Annotated in this window: 21 protein-coding genes; 16 read left to right on the forward strand and 5 right to left on the reverse strand. The window is 50.6% G+C overall.

The features are described 5' to 3' along the window. Nucleotides 1-158: 158 nt before the first annotated feature. Entirely contained in the window at nucleotides 159-731 is a 573-nt protein-coding gene (locus ACFO4L_RS00005; RefSeq protein WP_377907581.1) for an LOG family protein, read from the reverse strand. 335 nt (nucleotides 732-1066) lie between these two features. On the opposite strand from ACFO4L_RS00005, the gene ACFO4L_RS00010 reads away from it, so the two are divergent. The 11 genes from ACFO4L_RS00010 to ACFO4L_RS00060 all read left to right on the forward strand — a co-directional run bounded on the left by ACFO4L_RS00010 (nucleotide 1067) and on the right by ACFO4L_RS00060 (nucleotide 16697). After that, complete coding sequence (locus tag ACFO4L_RS00010) at nucleotides 1067-2818, forward strand: adenine deaminase C-terminal domain-containing protein (protein ID WP_377907583.1); 1752 nt, start codon at nucleotides 1067-1069, stop codon at nucleotides 2816-2818. Between the two features lie 135 nt (nucleotides 2819-2953). Then, complete coding sequence (locus tag ACFO4L_RS00015; RefSeq protein WP_168007821.1) at nucleotides 2954-3268, forward strand: YerC/YecD family TrpR-related protein; 315 nt, start codon at nucleotides 2954-2956, stop codon at nucleotides 3266-3268. Nucleotides 3269-3554: 286 nt separating this feature from the next. Next, a complete protein-coding gene (pcrB, locus tag ACFO4L_RS00020; RefSeq protein ID WP_377907585.1) occupies nucleotides 3555-4259 on the forward strand; it encodes a heptaprenylglyceryl phosphate synthase in 705 nt (234 codons plus the stop codon). A 41-nt stretch (nucleotides 4260-4300) separates the two neighbouring features. Beyond that, entirely contained in the window at nucleotides 4301-6529 is a 2229-nt protein-coding gene (gene pcrA / locus ACFO4L_RS00025; protein ID WP_377907586.1) for a DNA helicase PcrA, read from the forward strand. Between the two features lie 86 nt (nucleotides 6530-6615). Further along, nucleotides 6616-8616 carry an NAD-dependent DNA ligase LigA gene (gene ligA / locus ACFO4L_RS00030; protein WP_377907588.1) on the forward strand — a complete coding sequence of 667 codons (2001 nt, stop codon included), beginning with the start codon at nucleotides 6616-6618 and terminating at the stop codon, nucleotides 8614-8616. A 139-nt stretch (nucleotides 8617-8755) separates the two neighbouring features. After that, complete coding sequence (locus ACFO4L_RS00035) at nucleotides 8756-10036, forward strand: CamS family sex pheromone protein (protein ID WP_377907589.1); 1281 nt, start codon at nucleotides 8756-8758, stop codon at nucleotides 10034-10036. Between the two features lie 186 nt (nucleotides 10037-10222). After that, nucleotides 10223-10513: an Asp-tRNA(Asn)/Glu-tRNA(Gln) amidotransferase subunit GatC gene (gene gatC / locus ACFO4L_RS00040; RefSeq protein WP_377907590.1), complete on the forward strand. Its 291-nt coding sequence runs from the start codon at nucleotides 10223-10225 to the stop codon at nucleotides 10511-10513. A 17-nt stretch (nucleotides 10514-10530) separates the two neighbouring features. Further along, nucleotides 10531-12006 (forward strand): Asp-tRNA(Asn)/Glu-tRNA(Gln) amidotransferase subunit GatA, encoded by a 1476-nt coding sequence (gene gatA / locus ACFO4L_RS00045; protein ID WP_377907591.1) that lies wholly within the window; start codon nucleotides 10531-10533, stop codon nucleotides 12004-12006. Further along, nucleotides 12003-13436 carry an Asp-tRNA(Asn)/Glu-tRNA(Gln) amidotransferase subunit GatB gene (gatB, locus tag ACFO4L_RS00050; RefSeq protein WP_377907592.1) on the forward strand — a complete coding sequence of 478 codons (1434 nt, stop codon included), beginning with the start codon at nucleotides 12003-12005 and terminating at the stop codon, nucleotides 13434-13436. The genes gatA and gatB overlap by 4 nt, the downstream gene beginning before the upstream one ends. Nucleotides 13437-13827: 391 nt before the next feature. Then, nucleotides 13828-14283, forward strand: a complete 456-nt coding sequence (locus ACFO4L_RS00055) for a hypothetical protein (protein WP_377907593.1) — start codon at nucleotides 13828-13830, stop codon at nucleotides 14281-14283. Nucleotides 14284-14765: 482 nt separating this feature from the next. Continuing rightward, nucleotides 14766-16697, forward strand: coding sequence for a fructose-1,6-bisphosphatase (locus ACFO4L_RS00060; protein ID WP_377907594.1), 1932 nt, complete (start codon nucleotides 14766-14768; stop codon nucleotides 16695-16697). Between the two features lie 37 nt (nucleotides 16698-16734). Here ACFO4L_RS00060 and ACFO4L_RS00065 read toward each other — a convergent pair whose 3' ends face one another. Further along, a complete protein-coding gene (locus ACFO4L_RS00065; RefSeq protein WP_377907595.1) occupies nucleotides 16735-17301 on the reverse strand; it encodes a M15 family metallopeptidase in 567 nt (188 codons plus the stop codon). Between the two features lie 589 nt (nucleotides 17302-17890). On the opposite strand from ACFO4L_RS00065, the gene ACFO4L_RS00070 reads away from it, so the two are divergent. Further along, nucleotides 17891-18829, forward strand: a complete 939-nt coding sequence (locus tag ACFO4L_RS00070; RefSeq protein ID WP_377907596.1) for a diacylglycerol kinase — start codon at nucleotides 17891-17893, stop codon at nucleotides 18827-18829. A 105-nt stretch (nucleotides 18830-18934) separates the two neighbouring features. Here ACFO4L_RS00070 and ACFO4L_RS00075 read toward each other — a convergent pair whose 3' ends face one another. Both ACFO4L_RS00075 and ACFO4L_RS00080 read right to left on the reverse strand, forming a co-directional pair. Then, nucleotides 18935-19387 carry a DUF948 domain-containing protein gene (locus ACFO4L_RS00075; RefSeq protein WP_168007799.1) on the reverse strand — a complete coding sequence of 151 codons (453 nt, stop codon included), beginning with the start codon at nucleotides 19385-19387 and terminating at the stop codon, nucleotides 18935-18937. A 36-nt stretch (nucleotides 19388-19423) separates the two neighbouring features. Further along, nucleotides 19424-19771, reverse strand: coding sequence for a DUF5665 domain-containing protein (locus ACFO4L_RS00080; protein WP_377907597.1), 348 nt, complete (start codon nucleotides 19769-19771; stop codon nucleotides 19424-19426). Nucleotides 19772-19995: 224 nt separating this feature from the next. Between ACFO4L_RS00080 and ACFO4L_RS00085 the strand changes: the two genes are divergently transcribed. From ACFO4L_RS00085 to ACFO4L_RS00095, 3 genes are all read left to right on the forward strand, one after another. Then, complete coding sequence (locus tag ACFO4L_RS00085) at nucleotides 19996-21246, forward strand: NupC/NupG family nucleoside CNT transporter (protein WP_377907598.1); 1251 nt, start codon at nucleotides 19996-19998, stop codon at nucleotides 21244-21246. A 28-nt stretch (nucleotides 21247-21274) separates the two neighbouring features. After that, nucleotides 21275-21946 (forward strand): deoxyribose-phosphate aldolase, encoded by a 672-nt coding sequence (deoC, locus tag ACFO4L_RS00090; RefSeq protein ID WP_377907599.1) that lies wholly within the window; start codon nucleotides 21275-21277, stop codon nucleotides 21944-21946. A 171-nt stretch (nucleotides 21947-22117) separates the two neighbouring features. Next, entirely contained in the window at nucleotides 22118-23083 is a 966-nt protein-coding gene (locus tag ACFO4L_RS00095) for a sugar-binding transcriptional regulator (protein ID WP_377907600.1), read from the forward strand. Between the two features lie 120 nt (nucleotides 23084-23203). On the opposite strand, the gene ACFO4L_RS00100 is transcribed toward ACFO4L_RS00095, so the two are convergent. Beyond that, nucleotides 23204-24175: an SEC-C metal-binding domain-containing protein gene (locus ACFO4L_RS00100; protein ID WP_377907601.1), complete on the reverse strand. Its 972-nt coding sequence runs from the start codon at nucleotides 24173-24175 to the stop codon at nucleotides 23204-23206. 124 nt (nucleotides 24176-24299) lie between these two features. Here ACFO4L_RS00100 and rlmD point away from each other — a divergent pair, with 124 nt between their 5' ends. After that, entirely contained in the window at nucleotides 24300-25670 is a 1371-nt protein-coding gene (gene rlmD / locus ACFO4L_RS00105) for a 23S rRNA (uracil(1939)-C(5))-methyltransferase RlmD (protein ID WP_377907602.1), read from the forward strand. The last annotated feature ends 20 nt before the right edge of the window (nucleotides 25671-25690 follow it).

Genomic DNA, 25690 nt, shown 5'->3' on the forward strand with positions numbered 1-25690 from the left:
AAACGGGCGGTTTTCATATGAGATTCTGCGATACGAAACGAAAAATCGCTAGATTTTCAGTGGCCCCGTGGAAGCCCGGTCCGGCTTTTATACGTGTAGAGATAGAGAAGAGTATGACAGCACTTACTTCCTGTGCAGACAGGGCGCATTTCTCTTAATCAGTCATTCACATACCGCTGCATGGAAGGTGGATCATACTGCTCCATCATATCAATTAATCGGCCGGAATCTCGTCCAATTGTCAGCATCGATAAATAGCTCTCGTGGAGGAAACCTTCCCGAATCATATGATCAAACATCGTCAGCAGCGGTTCATAATAATTATCAGCGTTTAAAATACCGATTGGCTTTTTGTGGATCCCAAGCTGAGCCCACGTAAACACTTCAAAAAACTCCTCCATCGTACCGGCACCGCCGGGAAGGATCAGAAACCCATCAGCCATGTCCGCCATCCGGGATTTCCGCTCGTGCATGGAATCCACAACGATTAGATCGGTCAGCATCGGATGGGCTATTTCGCGCTCTTGCAGCATGCGCGGCATAATACCGGTTACTTTACCGCCTGCTGAAAGCGAGGCATTCGCGGTAACGCCCATCATGCCGACGGCACCGCCGCCATAAATAAGCTCAATTCCCCGCTCGGCAAGCGCTTTTCCAAGCTTCGTCGATTCCTGTTCGTAGATGTCAGAACGTCCGGTGCTCGAACCGCAGTATACGGCGATACGCCTCATAATGCCGACTCCCCCTTTTTATTCAGGCTGTTCTTTCTTATACCCTTAATCATACCACTTTCAGCATGAAAAACACGAATTTTCTGAAAGATATGCATGATAAAGACAGGAGTCCTGTACCAGATGCAGAAGAACAGCCGGCGGGGGCGTTTGGACATCGTCATAAAATTGTCACGTGCGCTTTACCGCGTGCCTGTGTTACAATTATGAAAACGTTTTCTTTACTTTGCTGACAAGGGTTTGACGGTGAAGAAGAAGCGGCTGTGAGAGCCGTTTTTCTTTTCGTTTATGCTTGTGAAAAAGAAAACAATCATCCGAATGCGCAGGTGATTTTGATGTCAAAAGGATTCTCACACTACTGGACGAAAAAACAAATAAAAAAACAGCTTCAGGTTGTCCGCGGAGAACTGGCCCCAACTATGGTCTTGAAAGATGTGACCTATTTGAACAGTTTCAGACGCGTATGGCTGAAGGCAAATATATGGATCATGCACGACAGAATTGTGTACATCGGGGATGAAATGCCGGACCCGTCTGACCAGACAGAAATCATGGAGGCTGAAGGGAAGGCAGCAGTGCCGGGCTATATCGAACATCATTCTCATCCGTTTCAGCTTTACAATCCGCTGACGCTGGCAGAATTTGCAGCAGTGCGAGGCACGACAACGATGATCGGAGATAATCTGCCGTTTTTTATGCACCTTCCTCCGCAGCAAGGGCTGGCGCTGCTTGATGAGCTGCAAAAAAGCCCGGTGTGCCTGCTCTGGAGCGCCCGCTACGATGCCCAGACGGAGCTTGCCAACGGAGATGATACCTTTTCCTATGCCAACATGCGCCGATGGCTGGAGCATCCGTATGTCGTGCAGGGCGGTGAACTGACGGACTGGCCTAAAGTTCTTCAGGGTGACGAACAACTGATGCACAGCATGCTGGAGACGAAAGATATGCGCAAGCCGATCGAAGGTCATCTGCCGGGAGCGGGAGAAAAAACATTGACGCAGATGGCACTTCTCGGCGTAGACGGTGATCATGAATCCATGTCGGCAGATGATGTATTTAAGCGTCTGAACGCCGGACTGAACGCGTCTCTGCGTTATTCCTCTATTCGTCCGGATCTCCCTGATCTGCTGCGTGAGCTGCATGAAAAAGGCCTCACCTGCTACGATTCGCTGATGATGACGACTGACGGTTCGCCGCCTCATTTCATGAAGCAAGGCGTTATGGAGCATTTAATTGCCCTTGCGGTTCAGGAAGGGGTGCCGTTTATCGATGCTGTGCATATGGCTTCCTGGAACGTGGCGCGCCACTTTTATATGGATGACGTTACTGGTGTTCTTGCTCCGGGCCGTTTAGCTAATATTAACTTGCTTCCTTCCACAGATGATCCATTTCCTGAAGATGTGCTGGCAAAAGGGAAGTGGGTTCGCCGGCACGGAGAACCATGCTTTCCACCAATAGAAGTTGATTGGGAAGCATTCGGACTTCATCCGCTTGATTTAGACTGGGAGCTGAAGGAAGTGGATTTTCATTTCTCTATGCCGCTCGGAATGAAGATGGAGAATGAAGTCATTATGAAGCCGTATCAAATCGCACATGACTTGACGGGAGAAGAGCTGCCTGCCGACAGCGATGAGCTGTTTATGGTGATGCTCGATCGTCATGGCAAGTGGAATGTATGCACGGTAATAAAAGGGTTTGCAAAAAGCATTTATGGCTTTGCGTCCAGCTTTTCCACGACCGGTGATATCATGTTGATCGGCCGCAGTAAGCAGGGGATGCGGGAAGCATTCGCGGAGCTGAAGCGGCGAAAAGGCGGCATCGTATTGATGGAGGAGGACAGATCGGTCAGTGCAGCCGTAGACTTGCCGATCGGCGGTATGTTTGCAAGCCTGAAGCTGGAGGAAGGACTGCTCAATCAAGAGCAGCATTTACGTGAAAAGCTCGCTGAACACGGCTATCCGTTTGGTGATCCAGTTTACAGTCTGCTGTTTTTCTCCGCTACACATTTGCCGTTTGTACGTATCACCCAAAAGGGAATTGTGGATGTAAAGAAGAAAAGGGTACTCTTTCCTGCTCTTATGCGGTAAACTAGTAAAGTACAAGGGTACGTCATTCCCTTCTCAATCAGGAACCGGGAGTTACAGACGAAGGAGCTCTTTTGCTTGGACAGGAAAGATTTTCCCTGGCTGCCTGGAATTACGAGAAAGAGGTGAGCGGTCACTATGCAGATTGATAAACTGCGCGGAAAAGAGCTGGATCAGCTGTTTGACGCTATTTTAAGCTTGAAAGACCGGGAAGAGTGCTATCAGTTTTTTGATGATTTATGCACGATGAATGAGATTCAGTCCCTTGCCCAACGGCTGGAGGTCGCCCGAATGCTGATGGATGGAGATACGTATCAGCGGATTGAACATCAGACCGGTGCCAGTACGGCAACGATTTCCAGAGTGAAGCGCTGCATTAACTACGGAAATGACGGCTACAAATTCACGCTGGACCGAGTGCACGCTCCAGAAGGACAGCACGAGCGCGGATAACATGTTTACAACTATATAAGAAGACCAGAACCGTCTCTAGCCTGTGCTTGAGGCGGTTTTGTGCGGATAAGAAGCATCCTCGTCATGGCACCGGAACCGGCAGGCTTCTCTGCAGCGGCGGTCTGCTGCCGTGGCGGCATGGGGGAAAAGTGGTCCCTTGCACCTGTTTTTCGTTTTTGGTGCAATGGCGGCTGATTAATAATCGAGGCATGCTCCAATTTTTGATATACTACATAACAGACGGTCTGCCCGGCAGATCAATTTATACGTAGGAGCATCGATGACCATGAAACAATTAGAGGATTGGGAGCACGTTTTTAAGCTGGATCCGGCAAAAGAGATCAGCGACGATCAGCTGGAGGAGCTCTGTGAATCAGGAACAGACGCTGTCATTGTAGGCGGAACCGATGGAGTGACAGAAGACAACACGCTGGATCTGCTGATGCGTATCCGCCGCTTCAGCGTTTCATGTGTGCTGGAAGTGAGCGGAATGGAGAGCCTCGTCCCGGGATTCGATTATTATCTCGTTCCGTCTGTGTTAAACGCGCAGTCTGTTACGTGGGTCACAGGGCTGCATCATCGCGCACTGAAGGAATTCGGCCATTTGATCGGCGAAGAGGAACTGATCGCGGAAGGATACTGTGTGCTGAACCCCGAGGCGAAGGTGGCGCAGCGGACCGAAGCAGATACCTCGCTGGACGCAGAGGATGTTGTTGCATATGCCAGGATGACCGACAAGCTTTTTCAGATGCCGATATTTTATCTTGAATACAGCGGCACATACGGCGATCCGGAACTTGTGCGACAGGCGGCAGCCGTGCTGGACCGTGCCCGTCTGTTCTACGGAGGCGGAATCGCTTCCCCGGAGCAGGCATCTGAAATGGGTGCATTAGCAGACGTTGTTGTTGTCGGCAACGTTATTTATGACGATTTCAGAACAGCGTTGAAAACGGTCGCTGCTGTCAAAGCATATACAAAACGGAACACGTAGCGTATGATAAACAATAGAACAAATGTTTGGGTGGTGGCAGCATGACACATGCATTATTGACAGGATTAAATCCGGAACAGCAGGAAGCTGTCCGGCATCATGAAGGACCGCTTCTGATCATGGCCGGAGCAGGAAGCGGGAAAACAAGAGTACTGACACATCGCATCGCTTATCTGATCAGTGAAAAGGGTATTCCGAACTGGTCGATTCTCGCGATCACGTTCACGAATAAAGCGGCGAGAGAAATGAAAGACCGGGTGGCTTCGATTATCGGCGGCGGTGCAGAGGAAATGTGGATCTCGACCTTTCACTCGATGTGTGTCCGAATCTTGCGCAGAGATATTGACCGGATCGGCTACAATCGGAACTTTACGATTCTCGACTCCGGAGATCAGCAGACCGTGTTAAAGCGGATCATTAAAGAACTTAATCTCGATCCGAAAAAATTTGATCATCGTGCTATGCTCGGCTCCATCAGCAGCGCGAAGAACGAGCTGAAAACAGCCGAGCAGTTTGGAAAGCAGGCAAACGGCTTTTATGAAGAGACCGTGTATGAGGTGTATAAACGGTACGAAAAGGAATTAAAAAAGAATCAGTCGCTCGATTTTGATGATTTGATTATGGTGACGATCCGCTTATTTGAGCAGGTGCCGGAAGTGCTTGAATACTACCAGCGCCGATTTCGCTATGTCATGGTGGATGAGTATCAGGATACGAACCGTGCGCAGTATAAGCTCGTCAAGCTGATTGCAGACCGGCATAAAAACCTGTGTGTCGTCGGGGATTCAGATCAGTCCATCTACCGCTGGCGCGGAGCAGATATCCAAAACATTCTTTCGTTTGAGAAGGACTATGACGATGCCAAGGTCGTTATGCTGGAGCAGAACTACCGGTCAACGAAGCGGATCCTGAATGCGGCTAATGCGGTAATTGAGCGGAATCCGAACAGAAAGAAAAAGAACCTGTGGACTGAAAACGTTGACGGAGAAAAAATCACGCTGTACGAAGCCGATAACGAGCATGCAGAAGCACGCTACGTCGTCGGATTGATGAAGGACTATATTGATTCCGGCAAATACAAGCCGTCGGAGATTGCCGTACTCTATCGTACGAATGCTCAGTCCCGGGTGATGGAGGAACTGCTCGTCAAATCGAGCATGTCCTATACCATCGTTGGCGGCACAAAGTTCTATGATAGAAAGGAAATTAAAGATCTGCTGGCCTATCTCCGTTTGATTTCGAATCCGGACGATGACATCAGCTTCCGCAGGATCGTCAACGTTCCGAAGCGCGGCATCGGCGCTGCTTCCGTCGATAAGCTGGCAGGCTACGCGGCTTATCATGATCTCTCGCTTTATCAGGCTGTTCAGGAAGTTGATCAGGCAGGTCTCAGCGCCCGTGCGGTGAAGACGCTTCGCGAATTTGCGGCACAGCTGCGCGGCTGGGTGGAAATGCAGGAATACCTGCCGGTGATGGAGCTTGTTGAAGAGATGCTTGAAAAAACAGGCTACCGGGATATGCTGAAACAGGATAAAAGCCTGGAATCAGAGGCTCGATTGGAAAACATTGATGAATTTTTAACGGTTGCCAAAGAGTTTGAAGAAGCGAGCGATGATAAAACGCTGACGGCCTTTCTAACTGATCTTGCGCTTATAGCTGACATTGATCAAGTCGATAACGACGAGGAAAAGTCGGAGGATAAGTCGCTGCTTATGACGCTGCACTCAGCAAAAGGACTCGAATTTCCAGTCGTTTTTCTTATTGGACTTGAAGAAGGTGTGTTCCCTCACAGCCGGTCTCTCATGGAAGAAATGGAAATGGAAGAAGAACGCCGTCTCGCTTACGTCGGGATCACAAGAGCTGAGGAGCGGCTCTATATCAGCCGTGCGAAAATGCGAACGCTGTACGGACGCACGAATATGAATCCGCCGTCCCGTTTCCTGCAGGAGCTGCCGCAGGAGCTGCTGCACAGGGAAGGAGCGTCTCCTGAAGTGCCGTGGAGCGGAGGCAGCACTTCTGCAAGGTCCGGTTCAGGTATGAGCCGCAGGCCGGCGCCTAAGCCGAGAAAACCGGCCCGTCCGCAGCCTGCTGCAACCGGAGGATCCTCGTTCAGCTGGAGCGTCGGCGATAAGGCCGCCCATAAAAAGTGGGGAACAGGTACTGTCGTCAGCTTGAAAGGGAGCGGCGATGACGTCGAGCTTGATATCGCCTTTCCGCAAGTAGGCGTAAAGCGTCTGTTTGCAAAGTTTGCACCAATTACAAAAGAATAAGCTGAAGAAGGCGGTATGACGGGGCTTTCCGTACATGCCGCCCTCTTCTGAGATACAGAGGATTTTTTCCGCGGAGGTGGCAAAGCATGTCCAAAAAAAAAGAAATCGATGAACGGACGCATGTCCTTCAAGATTATGCATACCATTATTACGTACTTGATCAGCCGAAAGTGCCGGATGAAGAATACGACCGTCTGCTGAGAGAGCTCGAAGAACTGGAGGCGGCGCACCCTGAGCACAGGCATGAGGATTCCCCGACCGGACGAATCGGCGGAGAGCCCCTCGATCAGTTCCGCAAGGTCCGTCACGACGTTCCGATGATGTCGCTGTCCAATGCATTTGATGCCGAGGAGCTCCGTGATTTTGACAGGCGGGTCCGGGACGGGATCAGTGGTACGCCGGTTTACAGCTGCGAGCTGAAAATTGATGGACTTGCCGTGACGCTTAAATACGAAAAGGGTTCATTTATACTCGGGGCAACCCGTGGAGACGGTCAGACCGGTGAGGATATTACACATAACCTCCGCACGATCGGTTCGATCCCGCTCAAGCTGAAAGAACCGGTAACGCTTGAGGTACGCGGAGAAGCATTTATGCCGAAGAAATCCTTCGAGCGGCTGAATAAAGCAAAAGCCCAACGGGGCGAGGCGCTTTTTGCCAATCCCCGCAATGCAGCGGCAGGCTCGCTGCGTCAGCTGGACCCGAAAATTGCAGCGGACCGTCATCTTGATATGTTTATTTACGGCATCGGCAGTTCCCCGGATAAAGACTTTGATTCACACCATGAAGCACTTGAGTACGTCAAGCACCTTGGCTTTAAGACCAATCGGGAAGCAGCGAGACTCGATTCAATCGAGGAAGTGATTGACTACTGCGAGAAGTGGGTTGAAAAACGGGCAGATCTGCCGTATGAAATTGACGGCATTGTCGTCAAGGTTGATTCGATTGAAGATCAGCAGCAGCTTGGTTTTACAGCCAAAAGCCCACGCTGGGCAACGGCATATAAATTTCCCGCGGAAGAAGTTGTGACGACTCTTCGGACGATTGAGCTGAGCGTAGGCCGTACAGGCGTCGTGACTCCGACAGCCATCCTGGATCCTGTCTCAGTAGCAGGAACGACCGTACAGCGGGCTTCCCTTCATAATGAAGACCTGATTCGCGAGCAGGACGTTAAAATCGGCGACCGGGTCGTCATTAAAAAAGCAGGTGACATAATTCCCAAAGTCGTTCGTGTACTGGCAGATGAGCGGACTGGGGATGAAGAAGACTTTCATATGCCGACGCATTGTCCGGAGTGTGAAAGCGAGCTTGTCCGGTTGGAAGGGGAAGTGGCTCTTCGCTGCGTCAATCCAAAATGCCCCGCACAAATCCGGGAAGGGCTGATTCACTTCGTCTCCCGTAATGCGATGAACATTGACGGACTTGGGGAAAAGGTTATCTCCCAGCTTTTCCGCCACGAGCTCGTAGCAGATGTTGCTGATATCTATCGCTTGCAGCGGGAGCAGCTGCTGGAGCTTGAACGAATGGGGGAAAAATCTGCGGATAACTTGCTCAGCGCGATCGAAGCGACAAAAGAAAATTCGCTTGAAAAGCTGCTGTTTGGACTTGGCATCCGCTTTGTCGGCTCAAAAGCAGCTGCGACCCTCGCCATGCATTTTGAGACGATGGAGCGACTGCAGCAGGCAGATGTGGAAGAATTGACCGCTGTTGACGAGATCGGCAGTAAGATGGCCGATGCGATCGTGACTTATTTTGCGCAGGAGGAAGTGCAGGAGCTGATTGCAGAGCTCGCCTCTCTCGGAGTCAACATGACGTACAACGGTCCCAAGCTTCAGGAAGCGTCTGATATTGATTCGGTATTCGCAGGCAAAACCGTTGTGCTGACAGGCTCCATGGATACGATGACGAGGTCCGAAGCAAAAGCGGAAATTGAACAGCTGGGCGGCAAAGTCACATCCAGCGTAACAAAGAAAACAGATATTCTCGTAGCAGGTGAGAAAGCCGGTTCAAAGCTCACCAAGGCCGAAGAGCTCGGCATTCAGGTGCTGGATGAATCTGCGTTTACAGAGGCGCTGGGCCGAAGCTGACCGTATGAAGCGAGCTGCCGCCTTTATGAGCCGGAAGCCCTCTTTTCACCGGAGAAGCCGATGCAGGCTGGCGAAGCGGGCGGCTTTGTGAGAAAATGCGTAGAGGAAACTTTGAGCTTCAAGGAGTGGGACAGTAAACATGAAGAAAAAGCTGCTTTTAACCGGTTCGGCCTCTCTTTTTCTGCTTGCCGGATGTATGCCTTCTCTTGACCAGACGGAGGAGGAGGTCATCGTCGTAGAGGAGACAGAAGAGGAAGAAGAACAGGAATATGTCATTACCCCTACGATTGATTCACCGGACAGCTATTACCGCAATGTTCTTGAAGACGGTACATATCAGCGCAGTGAAGCTCGCGGCAGCGTAGCAGATGCGATGAACAACCGTGTCGATATTGAGCACTTTGAGCTTGGACTGATGGAAATAGCGAGTGGAATATACGATCAGGAGAACTACTTTTTTCAAGAAGGAACGCATCTTTCCAGTGACTTGATCAACAGCTGGCTTCGCCGCTTTGAGCCGGAGCAGACAGATGAAGACGGAGAGAATGATACAGATGTCGAAGACGAAGAAGCCTCAGATGAAGCCGTTGAAATAGATGAAATGGCCGGTCTGAACCCGCCGCTCGGCGATGAAGGCGACGTGGAGAATGCCGACGATCTGGAGGATTGGGAAGTGATGGAAGAGCGTATGCGCAGCAATCCGCTCGTGCTTTCCAATATCAAAGAGCAGAATTATTATGTCGGCAGTGAAGAAGAAGGGGTCCGGCTAGGCGGCATGGTGATCGGCATCTCCGTTCGCTCGGTCTACTACTTCCGCACAGAGAACGATGAGGGCGGTATATTTAACCACGAAGAGCCGGTCGATGAAGAATTTGCGCTTGACTATGCGGAAGAGCAGGCGCAGGAAATGCTGACACGGCTCCGGAACCAGGAGGAGCTTGCCGACGTGCCGATTACGTTTGCCGTTTTCCGTGAGGAACCGCGAGGCTCCATCGTACCTGGTGAATTCAGACAGATGGCGACCGTCGGTGAAGGCGAAACAGAGATCGGCGGATGGGAAGCAATCAGCGAGACGAATCTCGTGTTCCCGTCAAGTGAAGCACGCGAGCAGCAGCCGCAGCTGTCCGAAAACTTTTTGTCCTTCCGTGACGAGCTGGAAGACTTTTTCGATATGCCGCTTGGCATCGTAGGCAAGGGCCGCTACAAGGATCAGTCACTTGATGAATTTAAAGTCGAGATCAATCTGCAGTCTCACGGAAAAGCAGAGATTATCGCGCTGACGCAGTTTATCAGCAGCCGTGTCGGCCAGGCGTTCCAAATGCAGGCACCGATCTATATTTATATTGATTCTGTTGAAGGCAGAGAAGCAGTCGTGATTCAGTATCCGGACGAAGATCCGTTTATGCATGTCTACCGCTAATGAATCACTCATAATCGGGGAGCACCAGGATGATCTGGTGCTCCCTTTTTGCAGCAGATTTACCTGGCCAGGCTGCTTAAACGGAGGTGTTTGCATTTTACACCAGCTGTGACCGCTTACGATTGCCTGGGGGGCGCTTCTTTGATATCATCATACTATTGTAGAGTTTGGAGAGGAGGAAGCAACATGGAGCGAATTACAGAAGAGCAAATCCGCCACGTCGCAGAGCTTGCGAGACTCGAGCTGAAGGACGAAGAAATTCGTCATTTCGGTGAGCAGCTGGATAAAATCATTGATGCTGCCCAGCAGCTGAATGAGTTGGATACTGAAAACGTAGCGCCGACATCTCACGTTCTGGATGTCCGAAACGTGCTTCGCGATGACAAGGTAAAACCATCCCTACCAAGGGAAGAAGCACTGAAAAACGCGCCGGATCAGCAGGATGGCCAGATCCGCGTACCGTCAATTCTGGAATAGAGAGGTGGACCAGCTGAATGGAAGCATTTGATTACTCACTAAAGGAACTGCAGCAGCAGCTACATAACGGGGAGACGTCCGTTGAAGCACTCGTGAATCTGTCGTTTTCCCGAATCGAAGAGGTCGATGACCAAGTCGGCGCTTTTTTGCGTCTCGATAAAGATCGCGCCATTGAACGGGCACAGGAGCTGGATCGGCAGCTTCAGCAAAACAGTATTTCTGCAGAGGACGCCCTATTCGGCCTGCCGGTCGGGGTGAAGGACAACATCGTAACCAAAGGACTTGTGACGACTTGTGCAAGCCGTATTTTGGAAAACTTTGAACCGGTTCACGACGCTACCGTCGTCGAAAAACTGCGCGATGCTGGAACCGTTACGGTCGGCAAACTGAATATGGACGAATTTGCGATGGGATCCTCAAATGAGAACTCCGGCTACAAGCTCTGCCGAAATCCATGGAACCTGGATCACGTTCCAGGCGGATCGAGCGGAGGCTCTGCAGCTGCAGTAGCGGCAGGAGAAGTGCCGTTTTCACTCGGCTCAGATACGGGCGGTTCTATTCGGGAGCCCGCAGCCTACTGCGGCGTCGTCGGCATGAAGCCGACGTATGGGCGGGTGTCCCGCTTCGGTCTTGTCGCATTCGCCTCATCCCTGGATCAAATTGGTCCTATCACACGTTCCGTTGAGGATAATGCGCTTGTCATGCAGCATATTGCAGGATTTGATGAACGGGATTCAACAAGCGCCGATATGGACGTCCCGGATTATCTAGCAGGCCTTACCGGGGATATAAAAGGAATGAAAATTGCGGTGCCGAAAGAGTATCTCGGTGAAGGAGTAGACCAAGGCGTCCGTGAAAAAGTGGAAGAAGCGCTGCGGCTGTTAAAGGAGCTGGGAGCCGACTACGAGGAAGTGTCTCTGCCGCACTCGAAGTATGCACTGGCAGCCTATTATGTGCTGGCATCCTCTGAAGCATCCGCAAACCTGGCACGCTTCGACGGTATTCGGTACGGCGTTCGCCAGACAGAAGCCAACCTTCTCGATACGTACAAAAAGTCCCGCAGTGAAGGATTCGGGGATGAGGTTAAGCGCAGAATCATGCTCGGAACATTCGCCCTGAGCTCCGGTTACTACGACGCTTACTACAAAAAAGCACAGCGTGTCCGTACGCTGATAAAAGAAGATTTTGAAGACCTGTTCCTTCAGTATGATGTCGTGATTGGGCCGACCTCTCCGACAACAGCATTTAAAATTGGAGAAGCTGTAGATGATCCAATGACGATGTATGCAAACGATATTTTGACGATTCCAATGAACCTCGCAGGTGTACCGGCAATCAGCATTCCGTGCGGCTTGTCAGATGACATGCCGGTCGGATTGCAGATCATCGGCCGTCATTTTGATGAAGCAACGGTTTACAAGGTTGCCCATGCATATGAGAAAGCGGCGTCCCACAACGCCAAGCCGCAGTTTAAAGGAGGGGCGCAGGCATGAGCTATGAAACGATAATCGGCCTCGAAGTACACGTTGAGCTGAAAACGAATTCCAAAATATTTTGCAGCTGTTCCACTGAATTCGGTGCACCTGCAAATACCCACACGTGCCCGATCTGCCTCGGTCACCCGGGCGTGCTCCCTGTATTGAACAGGCAGGCGGTCGACTTTGCGATGAAGGCATCAATGGCACTGAACTGCGAGATCGCAGAGCGGACCAAATTTGACCGGAAAAACTATTTTTATCCGGACAACCCGAAAGCGTATCAGATTTCTCAGTTTGATGAACCAATCGGAGAGAACGGCTGGATTGATATTGAGGTAAACGGGGAGAAAAAGCGAATTGGCATTACGCGCCTTCACTTGGAAGAAGATGCGGGCAAACTGACGCATCTGGATGGAGAAGGACACTCGCTTGTCGACTATAACCGCGTAGGCACCCCACTCGTGGAAATAGTATCGGAGCCGGATATCCGCACTCCGGAAGAAGCCTATGCGTATTTGGAGAAGCTGAAAGCCATTATGCAGTATACGGAAGTCTCCGACTGCAAAATGGAGGAGGGCTCTCTCCGCTGCGATGCGAACATTTCCATTCGCCCAATCGGCCAGGAAAAGTTCGGCACGAAAGCAGAGCTGAAAAACTTGAATTCCTTTACCCATGTTCAAAAGGGTCTCGAATTCGAAGAGACGCGTCAGCGGGAAGAGGTAGAGAACGGTGGAGAGATTTTACAGGAGACACGCCGCTGGGATGAACAGGCGAAGAAAACGATCCTGATGCGCGTGAAGGAAGGCTCGGACGACTACCGCTACTTCCCGGATCCGGATCTCGTTAATTTGTATATTGATAAGGACTGGAAAGAGCGAGTGGAAGCGACAATCCCGGAGCTACCGGATGCACGAAAAGACCGCTACATGAAGAAGTATGATCTGCCTGCTTATGATGCCGGCGTGTTGACGCAGCAAAAGGCAATGAGCGACTTTTTTGAGCAGGGACTGGCTTTAGGCGGACCGGCGAAGCCGTTGTCCAACTGGCTGATGGGCGAAGTGAATGCTTATTTAAATCAGCATGACAAGGACATTCAGGACGTGCCGCTCACGCCGAAAGCACTCGTGGACATGATTGCCCTGATCGAGAAAGGGACGATTTCTTCCAAGATTGCAAAGAAAGTATTCAAGGAACTAATTGAAAACGGCGGAGATGCTGAAGCGATCGTTGAAGAAAAAGGACTGGTGCAAATCAGCGACGAAGGTGCCGTACGCGGCATGGTCAATGAAGCACTGGACCAAAATGAGCAATCTGTCGAGGATTACAAAAACGGTAAAGGCAAAGCCATCGGGTTTCTCGTCGGACAAGTGATGAAAGCCTCAAAAGGCAAAGCCAACCCGCAGCTGGTAAACGAGCTCTTAAAAGAAGAAATCGAAAAACGATAAAAGGAAGCCGTCTGATCAAGCGATCGGGCGGCTTATTTGCGCTGCTGGAACAGATGTCGTGACGTCACAACGGTTTGCGGAAGATGCTGACATGGCAATGACGTTGCATTGTGACCGGTCATGATAAAAGCTTGCCGCCATTCAGACTCGCGCCACGTTCATGCTGTGTCCGAAAAAGCGGGCGGACTCTCTTCACAAACGTGAGGAAAGCAGTGAAAGCGTTACCTTTTAAAGATATAAGGCGATATGTTTGTCTGAGGCCGGCTTCAATCATGACGCGACGCTTAGACTCTGCGGCAGAGGTCCTGAAGCGGGTTGTCAAATGGGAGGATTCTTCGTTATACTCGAAAGCATTCGTGAAAAAAACTGACAAACGAAAGGTGTTTTTCGAGTGATGACGAAGCAAATGCTTCTTTTCTTTATACGTACAGCCGCTATGCTGCTGCTGGTGACAGGCGGTACGGCGATGATTGTCCAGCTGGCGTCTCTCGCCCTTGGCAATGACGTGCTGATCAGCTCCTGGACGTCTCTCGCGGTATTTTCAGCCGCAGTCGTCCTTTGGATCATACCGGTTCAGATCATTGATTGGCTGAAGCTGATACGAGTGCAGCGCAGAATCCGGAGAATCATTTTCCCATATGCTGTTTCTGCTCTTCAAATTGGTTTTTTTGCAGGCTATCTGGCGACAGTCAGCAGTTCCCTGACTGGCATCACGTTTTCAACGCTCGGGCTTGCGGTTGTGATAACGGCTATCGCAGCTGGAGCAAGGCTGCTGTACGCAGGTATCTTAAAACAGGTCCGGCACTTGAAGCAGCCGCGAGTACATCTCACAACCGAACATTCTTAAAAACATGCATTCCCCTCTGTAAAGAGGCCGCTTATGCTTCATTTTGTATCGGCCAAGGGCTAAAACAAAACCGCTCGTTCTTCATTTTTTGGAGAACGAGCGGTTTTTTCATTCGTTAGTCGGCTTGCTGCAGGATTTGCAGAGAGAGAGGGGGGGCGTCAGGATCGAGAAGGCTTGAAGCGCCGATGAACACTGTGATGTACCGGACAATTGCGGTTAAGAAACTCCGGCAGCCTGCATGCTTAGCGAAAGTACTGCAGCGAGGCGTCTTGACGTCTTGCTCGAGCAAGACTTGCGGCGGTCGGAGCTGCACCAGCAATCCATTCTGAAAATTTTTCCTTTTTCCACTAGTTCCACCGGCGTAACTGCTATAAACTGGAGGTAAGTTGAAACCTCTTTACCATGGAGGGGAAGTACCGGCATGTCACGAAGAAAAAGCCTGCTGCAGGGAACGACCTGCACAGGCAAAGGGGGTATTCTGGATGGATGAAAAGTATCTGGATCTGCTGGCAAAGAAATATGATAGTGAAGAGGAAGTGGCGACGGAGATTATTCACCTGGAATCGATCTTGGATTTGCCGAAAGGAACGGAGCATTTTGTAAGCGACCTTCACGGTGAATACCAGGCGTTTCAGCACGTGCTGCGGAACGGATCGGGCAATGTCAAAATGAAGATTGCCGATGTGTTTAAAGGCGAGCTGAGCGAAGCGGAAATAAACGAGTTTGCGACGCTCATCTACTACCCGGAGGAGAAGATAAAGCTTGTCAAAAGCACCTTCACGAGCAAGGAGGAGCTCAGGGGGTGGTATGAGAAAACGATCGCACGCATGCTGCGGCTGATTTCACGTTCATCCTCAAAATATACGCGGTCCAAGATCCGTAAAGCACTGCCGCAGCAGTTTGTCTATATTGTCGAAGAGCTGCTGTACAAAAAGGATGAGGTCGAAGATAAAAAGGAGTATTACGAAAAGATACTTGAGCGCACAATTGCCTTCGGACAGGCAGACAAGCTGATTATCGGCCTTGCCTATACGACGCAGCGGCTCGTCGTCGACCATCTGCACGTCGTCGGTGACATTTATGACCGGGGGCCCGATCCCCATAAAATTATGGACACACTCATTAACTACCATTCGCTCGACATACAGTGGGGGAACCATGATGTGCTCTGGATTGGCGCCTACGCCGGCTCTAAAGTGTGTCTTGCCAATATTATCCGCATCTGCGCACGCTACAACAACCTGGACATCATTGAAGACGCCTACGGTATTAACCTGCGGCCGCTGTTGAATCTTGCTGAAAAGCACTACGGGGATAATCCGCCGTTCCGTCCGAAGCGGACCGATGACGATCAGCTGAGCGAGCAGGAGCAGCTGCAGATCACGAAAATCCACCAGGCGATCGCCATCATTCAGTTCAAGCTCGAAAGTCCCATCATCAAACGGCGTCCATGCCTGCACATGGAGGACCGGCTGCTGCTGGAGCGTGTCGACTACGGTAAGAATGAAGTGACGATTCACGGGAAAACCTATCCGATCGAAAACGGCTGCTTTGCCACCGTGGACGCGGATGATCCGTCTGCGCTTTTGGATGAGGAGCAGCAGGTGATTGACAAGCTGCTGTTCTCCGTTCAGCACTCCGAAAAACTGACGCGCCATATGAATTTTCTAATGAAAAAAGGCAGTCTGTATTTAAAATATAACGGCAACCTGCTGATTCACGGCTGCATTCCGCTGGAAGAAGACGGCAGCATGAAAGAAATGGATATCGAAGGCAAGGTATACGCCGGGCGTGAACTGCTCGATGTGTTCGAGCGGTACGTACGCGATTCGTTTGCCCGTCCGGAGGAGACGGATGATTTCGCGACGGATATGATCTGGTATTTATGGACGGGTGAAAATTCATCGCTGTTCGGCAAGCGGGAGATGACGACGTTTGAGCGCTACTTTATTAGGGACAAGGCGACACACAAGGAGCGGAAGAATCCGTATTATTCATTGCGGGAGGATGAGAACATGTGCCGGCGCATGCTGGAGGAGTTCGAGCTGGATCCGGAGCAGGGACGCATCATCAATGGGCACACCCCGGTGAAGGAAATCGACGGGGAGGACCCGATTAAAGCCGAGGGAAAGATGATCGTAATCGACGGCGGCTTCTCAAAGGCGTACCAGTCGACGACGGGAATTGCAGGATACACGCTTTTGTACAATTCGTACGGCATGCAGCTCGTCGCCCACCAGCATTTCAACTCAAAGGAAGACGTGCTGACGAAGGAAACCGACGTTCTCTCGGTGAAGCGACTCGTGAATGAGGAGCTCGTGCGGAAAAAAGTGCGGGAGACGAACAACGGAGAAAAGCTGAAGCAAGATATCGAAAGCCTGCACCGGCTGCGGGAACACCGGTATATGACATAGAAAAGAGCGCCGCATCTTTTGCTGAAGGGGCGGCGCTTTACTCATCGGAGTTAGTTTCCCGAGCCCGCTGAAGTTCATTGATGGACAGGCCAAATGTCATTTGCAGATGCGGGTAATCGGAGAAGCCATCCCAGTCACCGCCCCATTCAAAACCGATATCTTTGGCGATAGCGGCCACTTCGAGCCAGTCTGGTTCGCCGCTTCCGTTAAAGTCGGTTTCGATGTCCCAAACAAGTCCATCATCGGTTTCGAGTGCATAGTCAATGGCAAGGCCGTAGTTATGATACGACTCCCAGGCGGCTGCGTTGGTGACGATATCTCCGTCGGCAGACCGGCCTCTCGCATACAGTTCATCCTGGCGGTCGGGGGAGCGGTACCCTTCTGTAATAACGAGGCGGATGTTCTGTTCCTCCGCCCGCCGCAGCAATTCCTCTTTCGCCTCTTCCACGAGCGGGTGAAGCTGGTTTTCCGACACGACAGCTTCCGCGGAAACGAGCGGATCTCTCTCTTCTTCGGTACTGCCCGGAAGCTCCACCGTCTTCCAGTCTACCGCTGACAAAGCAGCGAGCGCTGCCAGGAGAAGCATCACTACAATTAATCGCATATCATTTCACCTTCTTTCGTTTATGGTATCACAGAACAGGATTTGAGACGGTGCCCAACCTCCTTTCGATGGAACCTGCGAGTAAATGAAAGCACGGAACGACGCACGAACATGATGCTGCTCATAATGGCAACGGGTCTGTGAGGGTCAAAGCCAAGAACGCCTTAGCCTGTGTATGTCTCGGCAGGCAAGTCGGGCATATCCGCTTTAACCCGGTAAGTCAGGGTAATACAAAACGAAAAAGAGAGAAATTAAAAGCATGCAGTAGTATATATGAGAGATAAAGCGATTTTGCCTATTAAATTAATAATTCTGAATATTTACAATAAAAAGTTTATCGTATAAAATGAGCTCTACACAGCAAGAAGCTGTGATATCCATAGGAAAGGGGTTTTGCGATCGATCCAGCCACAGCAAGGATTTTTTACGCGAAGGAGGGATTGCAAAACAGGATGAATAGCGACATACGAACATGAGCAGGCCTTTGTCAAAAACGATGCTGTTGACAAAGGCCTGCTTTTTGTATGCTTCAAGCGTCCATATTATGGTATACTGACTTGGAAAACTGGGGATGACGGGGGACGGTACCATGACGAAACGAGCCAGGCTGATTTATAATCCTACTTCCGGCAGGGAACAAGTAAAGCGTCATCTGCCGTTTATTTTAGAGACATTGGAAAAAGCAGGATACGAAGCATCCGCCCACGCAACAACCGGCGAAGGGTGCGCCCGCCGAGCTGCTGCGCTTGCGTGTGAACGGGAATTTGATTTTGTGATTGCAGCAGGCGGCGACGGGACCATTCATGAGGTCGTTAACGGGATCGCCGAAAAAGACTACCGGCCAAAGCTGGGGCTGCTTCCGGGCGGCACTACGAACGATTTTGCACGGGCGCTTCATATTCCAAAAAACATAGAGGAAGCCTGTGAGACGCTTGTATCGGGGAAAGAGCGTGCGATTGACGTCGGCCGCGTCGGCGAAAAATATTTTATTAACATTGCGGGGGCAGGTACCCTAACCGAGCTTACATATGAAGTGCCAAGCCGCCTGAAAACGATGATGGGGCAGATGGCGTACTACGTAAAAGGATTTGAGAAGCTGCCGAGAATTAAACCGACGCAGGTGACGATTCACTATGATGGAGAGACCTTTGAAGGGGAAATTATGCTCTTTCTCGTCTCCAACACGAACTCCGTCGGGGGATTTGAGAAGCTTGCACCACAGGCGTATCTGGACGATGGCAAGTTCGATTTAATCATCGTCAAGAAGACGAACCTGGCGGATGTCGTCCGCCTCACAGGGGCTGCCATGCGCGGCGAGCATTTGAAGGACGATCGTGTTCTCTACGTACAGGCCGGGGACATCGAAATCATCTCTGAAGATAAACTGGAGCTGAACCTGGACGGTGAGCATGGGGGAGCATTGCAGGAGCGGATTACCAACTTGTACCGGCATGTGACGATGATGGTGCCGGACAGAATACACACCTGTCTGAAAGCAGATGATGACGCGCAGGAGGAATTAGAATAGCGAAAGAGCTGTCCAGTCCTATTGGCCTGCGACAGCTTTTTTGAGCAACCAAAAATAAAGAGCGGTCCGGCAGTTTCACCGGGCCGCTCTGTAGGGTCAGTTCGATCAGGAAGCTGATGTGACGTCTTCCGCTACTTTGTTCGATTCTTTCTTAATCTGGCGCAGGTAATACACGAACGCAGCGCCGCGAAGAATACCTTCAAGGTGCTTTTTATCAATGTAGTTAATGCCGGCTGTTGCACGGTCGTGCTTTACGGACGTATAGCTTGCGAGCGTGCCTGTCAGGTGATGAGCAGCTTCGCCGGTGTCGTGAATGATATCAAACAGCGGATTCAGCTTGCCGATTTTTTCGTTAACATCCACGAGTGTTTCGTTCGTGTTATAAAGAATCAGCGTTGTCTCACTCGTAATTTCCCCGAGACTTTTATTCAGCGTTGACACCGTATCGGCCGTGTTTGATAGCGTGGCGGCCAGATTGTTGAGCACCGGACGCAGGAACAGTACGGCGACAAAAAATGCAATTGCTAATACAAGAACTCCAATGCCTAACCAATCCATATGTAGCACCTCATTTCAAAAAATTTGAACTTCTTACTATTCATTATCCCGATTTGCTTCGACAATATCAAGCAGGTTTGCAATATATTCGCCGACAAGCGGAGCTGAAACGAGCTGAGATAAAATTAAAATCAGTAAACCGATAAAGATCGCGGTACCGACGGTAAGGCCGACGCCCCGTGCTACACCTGCAATCAGGTTCGTTTTGATAACTTCTCTCGTATTAGTGAAGTGATACGCCATATCCTTCAACCGGCCATTCGTCGTAATATCCTCCAGCTTGTCCAGCAGCTGTTCAAACCGCTGATTCTCTTCCTGGCGCTTCTCATCCCCGCGGGTTTTGGACGGGACTTTTCGTTTTTCCTGCTCCTTCGAAAGCGGCATCTAGTCAACCCTCCTCTGCTGCATCTGATGATTGAATACGGACTGCTGTTCTTATTCCCTGTATGCGCCATATGTAAACAACAGGCAGAAAAAAGGGCGATCGGTTGGGTACATCACGATCAGCAAAAATGAACTTGTGATTAAAGTGATATTTACATATGTTCAAGATTAGTGGTATAGTGGCAAAGTCAGAAGAAAACGCTAACATAACGGGGGATTCACAGATGAACATTTTGTGGGGAATTGCCGGAATTGTAACAGTGCTCAGTATTGCACTGCTGCTGTCATCCAACCGGAAAGCGATTAATCCACGGACGATATTCGGCGGTTTAGCCATCCAGATTTTATTTGCATTTATTGTGCTTTATTCCACGGTGGGCCAGCAAGCGCTGTTTGCCTTCACGGAAGTAGTCAACGCGATCGTCGGCTTCACGGGAGAAGGGATCGACTTTCTCTTCGGCGGATTATTTGAAGCTGAAGGCGTCGGCATGATTTTTGCGTTTGAAGTACTTACGATCATTATTTTCTTTTCTTCACTGATTTCCATCCTTTACTACCTGGGAATCATGCAGTTTGTTATCAAGATTATCGGCGGTGCCCTCGCATGGCTTTTAGGAACAAGCCGGACAGAATCGCTGTCTGCTTCTGCTAACATCTTTGTCGGCCAGACGGAAGCACCGCTCGTGGTCAAACCGTTCCTGCCGCAGATGACACGCTCCGAGCTTTTTGCTGTCATGACCGGTGGACTCGCATCTGTAGCCGGTTCTGTGCTGATCGGGTATTCCCAGCTTGGGGTACCACTCGAATACCTGCTCGCAGCAAGCTTTATGGCGGCACCTTCTGGACTCGTTCTGGCTAAAATTATTATGCCGGAGACAGAGCCGGAGAAAGCGTCAGATAAGCAGGAAATCGATATGGAAGATGATAAAGAGTCCTATAATGTCATCGATGCCGCAGCGAGAGGGGCAAGCACCGGTCTTCAGCTTGCACTGAACATCGCAGCGATGCTGCTGGCGTTTATCGCTCTTGTTGCTCTTGTCAACGGAGGTCTCGGCGTTGTTCAGACCGGTATTAACTGGGTTCTCGATTTCTTTACGACATTTCAGCTGGAAGGATTAACGCTTGAAAATATCTTTGGCGTCATTTTCGCACCGCTCGCCTTTGCGATTGGAGTGCCGTGGGCTGAAGCATTTCAGGCCGGAAACTACATCGGACAGAAGCTCGTTCTGAACGAATTTGTAGCCTACGCTTCGTTTGCACCGGAAATCGAGAACCTTGATCCGAAAACGGTTCTCGTTATCAGCTTTGCGCTTTGCGGTTTCGCAAACGTATCGTCACTGGGGATCCTGCTCGGCGGACTTGGGAAGCTTGCTCCAAGCCGGCGCGGAGATATTGCCCAGCTCGGTGTCAAAGCCATTTTTGCAGGTATGCTCGCCTCTCTCTTGAATGCATCTATTGCAGGCATGTTCTTTTAAAATTTGACGATAAAAGGGGTAATGTATGATGACACAGTCAGTTGCATCCATGATCGACCACACGCTATTAAAGCCGGAAACAGTTGAAGAACAAATCGTTAAGCTCTGCCAGGAGGCAGATGAATACCGCTTTGCATCCGTCTGCGTTCAGCCTGTATGGGTTGAAAAGGCAGCGGAACTGCTAAAGAACGCTGAAGCAAAAGTGTGCACGGTTGTTGGTTTTCCTCTCGGAGCTAATACACCGGAAGTGAAAGCCTTCGAAACAGAAAATGCGATTCAAAACGGAGCAGATGAAATTGATATGGTCCTGAATATTGGAGCGCTTAAGCAGGGAAATCTTGAGCTCGTAGAACGGGACATGCGTGCCGTTCAGGAAGCAGCGCAGGGAAAAGCGCTGACGAAGGTTATTCTGGAAACATGCCTGCTGACAGATGAAGAGAAAACGGCAGCCTGCAAGATTGCCGTGAAGGCAGGACTGGATTTTGTAAAGACGTCCACCGGCTTCTCGACGGGTTCCGCAACCGTAGAAGATGTAGCACTTATGCGCAGAGCGGTCGGAGATCAGGCTGGCGTAAAAGCATCTGGCGGAGTCCGGTCGCTTGAAGACGCGAAAGCGATGATTGAGGCCGGCGCAACACGAATTGGCGCCAGCGCAGGTGTAGCGATTGTAAAAGGGGAACAGAGCGAATCCGATTATTAATCAGTAGAACGTAAGGCCTCGGAGTGAAGCAGATTCCGGGGCCTTCTTTATGGATAAAGCTGCGTAAAATAAACACACTGATTCTCGGAGAAAGCGATTGCAATTTACGAAATTGCGTGAAATAATGTTCATAGACGGAATAACGTTAGTTTGGCTCCAGGGGGAAGGACCATGACAAAGGATAAATTATCACGGGTCGTCAAAGCAGCGAAAATGTATTATCAGCTGGACTACAGTCAGCAGGCGGTGGCGAAAGAGCTTGGTATTTCCAGACCTTCTGTGTCGAGACTTCTTCGAGAAGCCAAAGAGAAGGGAATTGTGCAAATCCGCATCGTAGATCCCTACCAGGATTTACAGCAGATTGGAGCGGTAATCGAGGAGCATTTCGGACTGAAGAACTGTATTGTCGTCGATGCCCCGGTTCACGACGATCATATTATCAAAGAGGAAATCGGGAGACAGACGGCTTCTTACTTGCAGCAGATCGTTAAAGACCACGACATCATCGGAACAACGTGGGGCTCGACGATGTATGAGGTGGCCAGGCAGCTTCAGCAGAAAAGCGTGCACGATGTGATTGTGACGCAGCTGAATGGCGGAGTCAGCTATTCGGAAGCCAATACGTACGCCTCCGAGATCATACACTATCTCGGACGGGCGTTTCATACGTCGCCGTATTTTCTGCCGCTGCCAGCGATCGTCGACCATATGGTAGTGAAGCAGGCGATCGTCTCCGACCGGCACATTCGTCATGTGCTCGATCTCGGTAAAAAAGCGAACATCGCTGTCTTTACGGTGGGCATGCGCTATGAGGATTCCGCCTTGTATAAAGCCGATTACCTGACCGATGATGATATGAAGGTGCTGAAGGAAAAACAGGCGGTCGGAGATATCTGTTCACGCATGTTTGATATTAACGGGAAGCTCTGCGATGAAGATTTGAATAACCGGACGATCGGCATCGAACTTGATGAACTGAAGGAAAAGGAATACGCTGTGCTGGCAGCCGGCGGGCTTCAGAAGCTGGATGCTATTATCGGCTCGCTTCAGGGAGGCTACTGCAACGTGCTGATTACCGACCTCTTCACAGCGGAAGCGCTGCTTGACTGGAAGCAGGAACAGGAAACAAGTGCCTGAGAAAAGTAGATGAATGAGAGAAAAATGTACTCTGCCGATGTTAAAAAGCGACATGAGAAAAGCCGGTGATCTGGAATAGATCGCCGGCTTTGTTGATTTAATCTGGTTTTTCGTTTTCCATTAAGATTGCTCAAAGGCAGTGAGCTGCTTGACCTTTGCAGAGATTGTGCTTTTCGAGACACCATACTGCTCCGCGCAGGCCTGCTGGGAAAGAGGCTCCTCATCCGGGAGTTCTCTTGCAGCCCAATAGTGCAGAGAGGCTGCATAGGCTGCTGGTTTCGTAATGCGGGGTGCTTTCTGATAAAGAAAGCGGCGCAGCATGGATGCAGAGGCTGCACGGACACGCTTTCGAGCAGACAGCTCAGACAGGATCGTTTCATAAGCCTCCTGTTTATCGAAGACGGGTCCGGTTTCCAAGACAGCACCAAGCAGCTGCAGCAGCTGATCAAACTGCTTCGTAAAATGCTTCTGTTTGGTTATCTCCACCCGGGTACATTCATTCAGAAATGCTTCGGCAAGCTTCGACGGGAGTTCAACAGCATCGCTGCCGAGAGCCGGTCCGTCGGGAGTCGGATAAAGGTAGCCGATCACATAGGAACCGCCTTCGATCGTCTGCGAGGAAGGCGTCTTTTGAATCGTCTGCGACTTATCCGTCCAGACGTTTTTCAGCGCGATATATTCGCTGTCTGCGTGAACGACTTCAAACAGGCTCGGCTCAAGCTTTTGCCACGCCCCAAGGAACTCCTGGAATGCGGGCGTATAGCTGTCGTGATGCTCATCGACAAACCGCTCCAGAATCGTTTTATCCTTGAGTTTCCAGTTAAACAGCATCCAGTGAAAGAGGAGCTGGGAGAAGGCGCGGGCATCCGGTACGGCCAATGATTCAAACGCAGCAGTTTTTTTGTCGTACTCGGTTTTAATTTGATCATCAAATGCCTTGCTGTAGTCAAACAGCTTCGGAAGCAGTTCATTAAATGCGCGCACATCTGCCATATCGAATTTAGACTTTGTTTCCAGCTTTTTTAAGCAGCACTTTTTGTATTTTTTTCCGCTGCCGCATGGGCAGGGATCGTTTCGTTTTAACGTAGCCATGATTCCACCTCTAATTTTCTGTATGCATGATTGTCCTAACCTATCATACCAGCTTCAAGTCCGTTTTCAAACAGCCGGAATGTGTTACAATCGGGTAAGCTGAAAAGAGAAAGGACGTACGTACATGAAACAGCAGGCACCAGTGAAAAAAAACGAACAGTACCGGGTGTTAGTCGAGGATTTAACGCACGACGGAGCCGGGGTCGCAAAAATAGACGGTTTTCCGGTATTCATTAAAGGCGCACTTCCCCGGGAAGAAGCCGACATTAAAATCGTTCAGATGAAAAAGAACTTTGCATTTGGCAGACTTCTGACGCTGCATGAAACGAGCAGCGATCGAACGGAACCTCCATGTCCGGTGTTCAAACGATGCGGAGGCTGTCAGCTGCAGCATCTCACGTACAGCGGCCAGCTTGCGTATAAACAGAATGTCGTTAAAGAAGCACTTGCCCGGATCGGCGGATTAACAGACGTTCCAGTGCATGAAACGCTAGGGATGGCGGATCCGTGGCGCTACCGGAATAAATCACAAATTCCAATCGGCGAGCAAAAGGGGCAGATCGTAAGCGGCTTTTATGCTGAGCGCAGTAAGGACATCGTCGATACCGACGAGTGTCTGATTCAGCATCCGGACGCAGATCGCACGATGAATCTCGTGAAAGCAGCAGCGTCGGAACTTGGCATTCGCGCCTATGATCCGCAAAAACATAAAGGACAGCTTCGCCACGTTGTTATCCGGCACGCCAAAACGACGGATGAACTGATGATCGTGCTGATCACGAAAGATAAGGGGCTTCCGAATAAAAAACAGCTGGCCGACAAGCTGCGCGACACCTTCCCGAACCTGAAGTCGATCATGCACAACGTGAATCCGAAGCGGACGAACGTTATTTTTGGCGACGAAACGAACGTCGTTTGGGGAGAAAGCGTCATTCACGATGAAATCAACGGTGTTCGCTTTGCTATTTCCGCCCGCTCCTTTTATCAGGTAAACCCGGAGCAGACCGATGTGCTCTACGGGAAGGCGCTGGAGTATGCAGCTTTAACCGGAACGGAAACGGTGATGGACGCCTACTGCGGAATCGGCACGATCAGCTTGTTTCTTGCAGGCCGAGCGCGACGCGTATACGGGGTGGAAATCGTTCCGGATGCCGTCGATGACGCGAAGCGAAACGCGGAAATTAACCATATTGAGAACGCTGATTTCTTCGTCGGTGAAGCAGAAAGCATCATGCCCTGGTGGCAGGCGCAGGGAATCCGTGGCGACGTTATCGTCGTCGACCCGCCTCGAAAAGGCTGTGACGAATCGCTTCTCACCACGATGACCGAGCTCGCACCGGAGCGAATCGTCTACGTTTCCTGCAACCCGGCGACCCTTGCCCGCGATCTGAGCATCCTCGCAGAAAAAGGATACGAAACAAAAGAAGTCCAGCCGGTTGATATGTTTCCGCATACGACGCATGTGGAGTGCGTTGCATTGTTAACATCCAGCTAGCTTGATAAAATGAGAAAAAG

It is taken from the genome of Bacillus daqingensis, from assembly GCF_042654445.1.
Classification (GTDB): Bacteria; Bacillota; Bacilli; order Bacillales; family Salisediminibacteriaceae; genus Alkalicoccus; species Alkalicoccus luteus.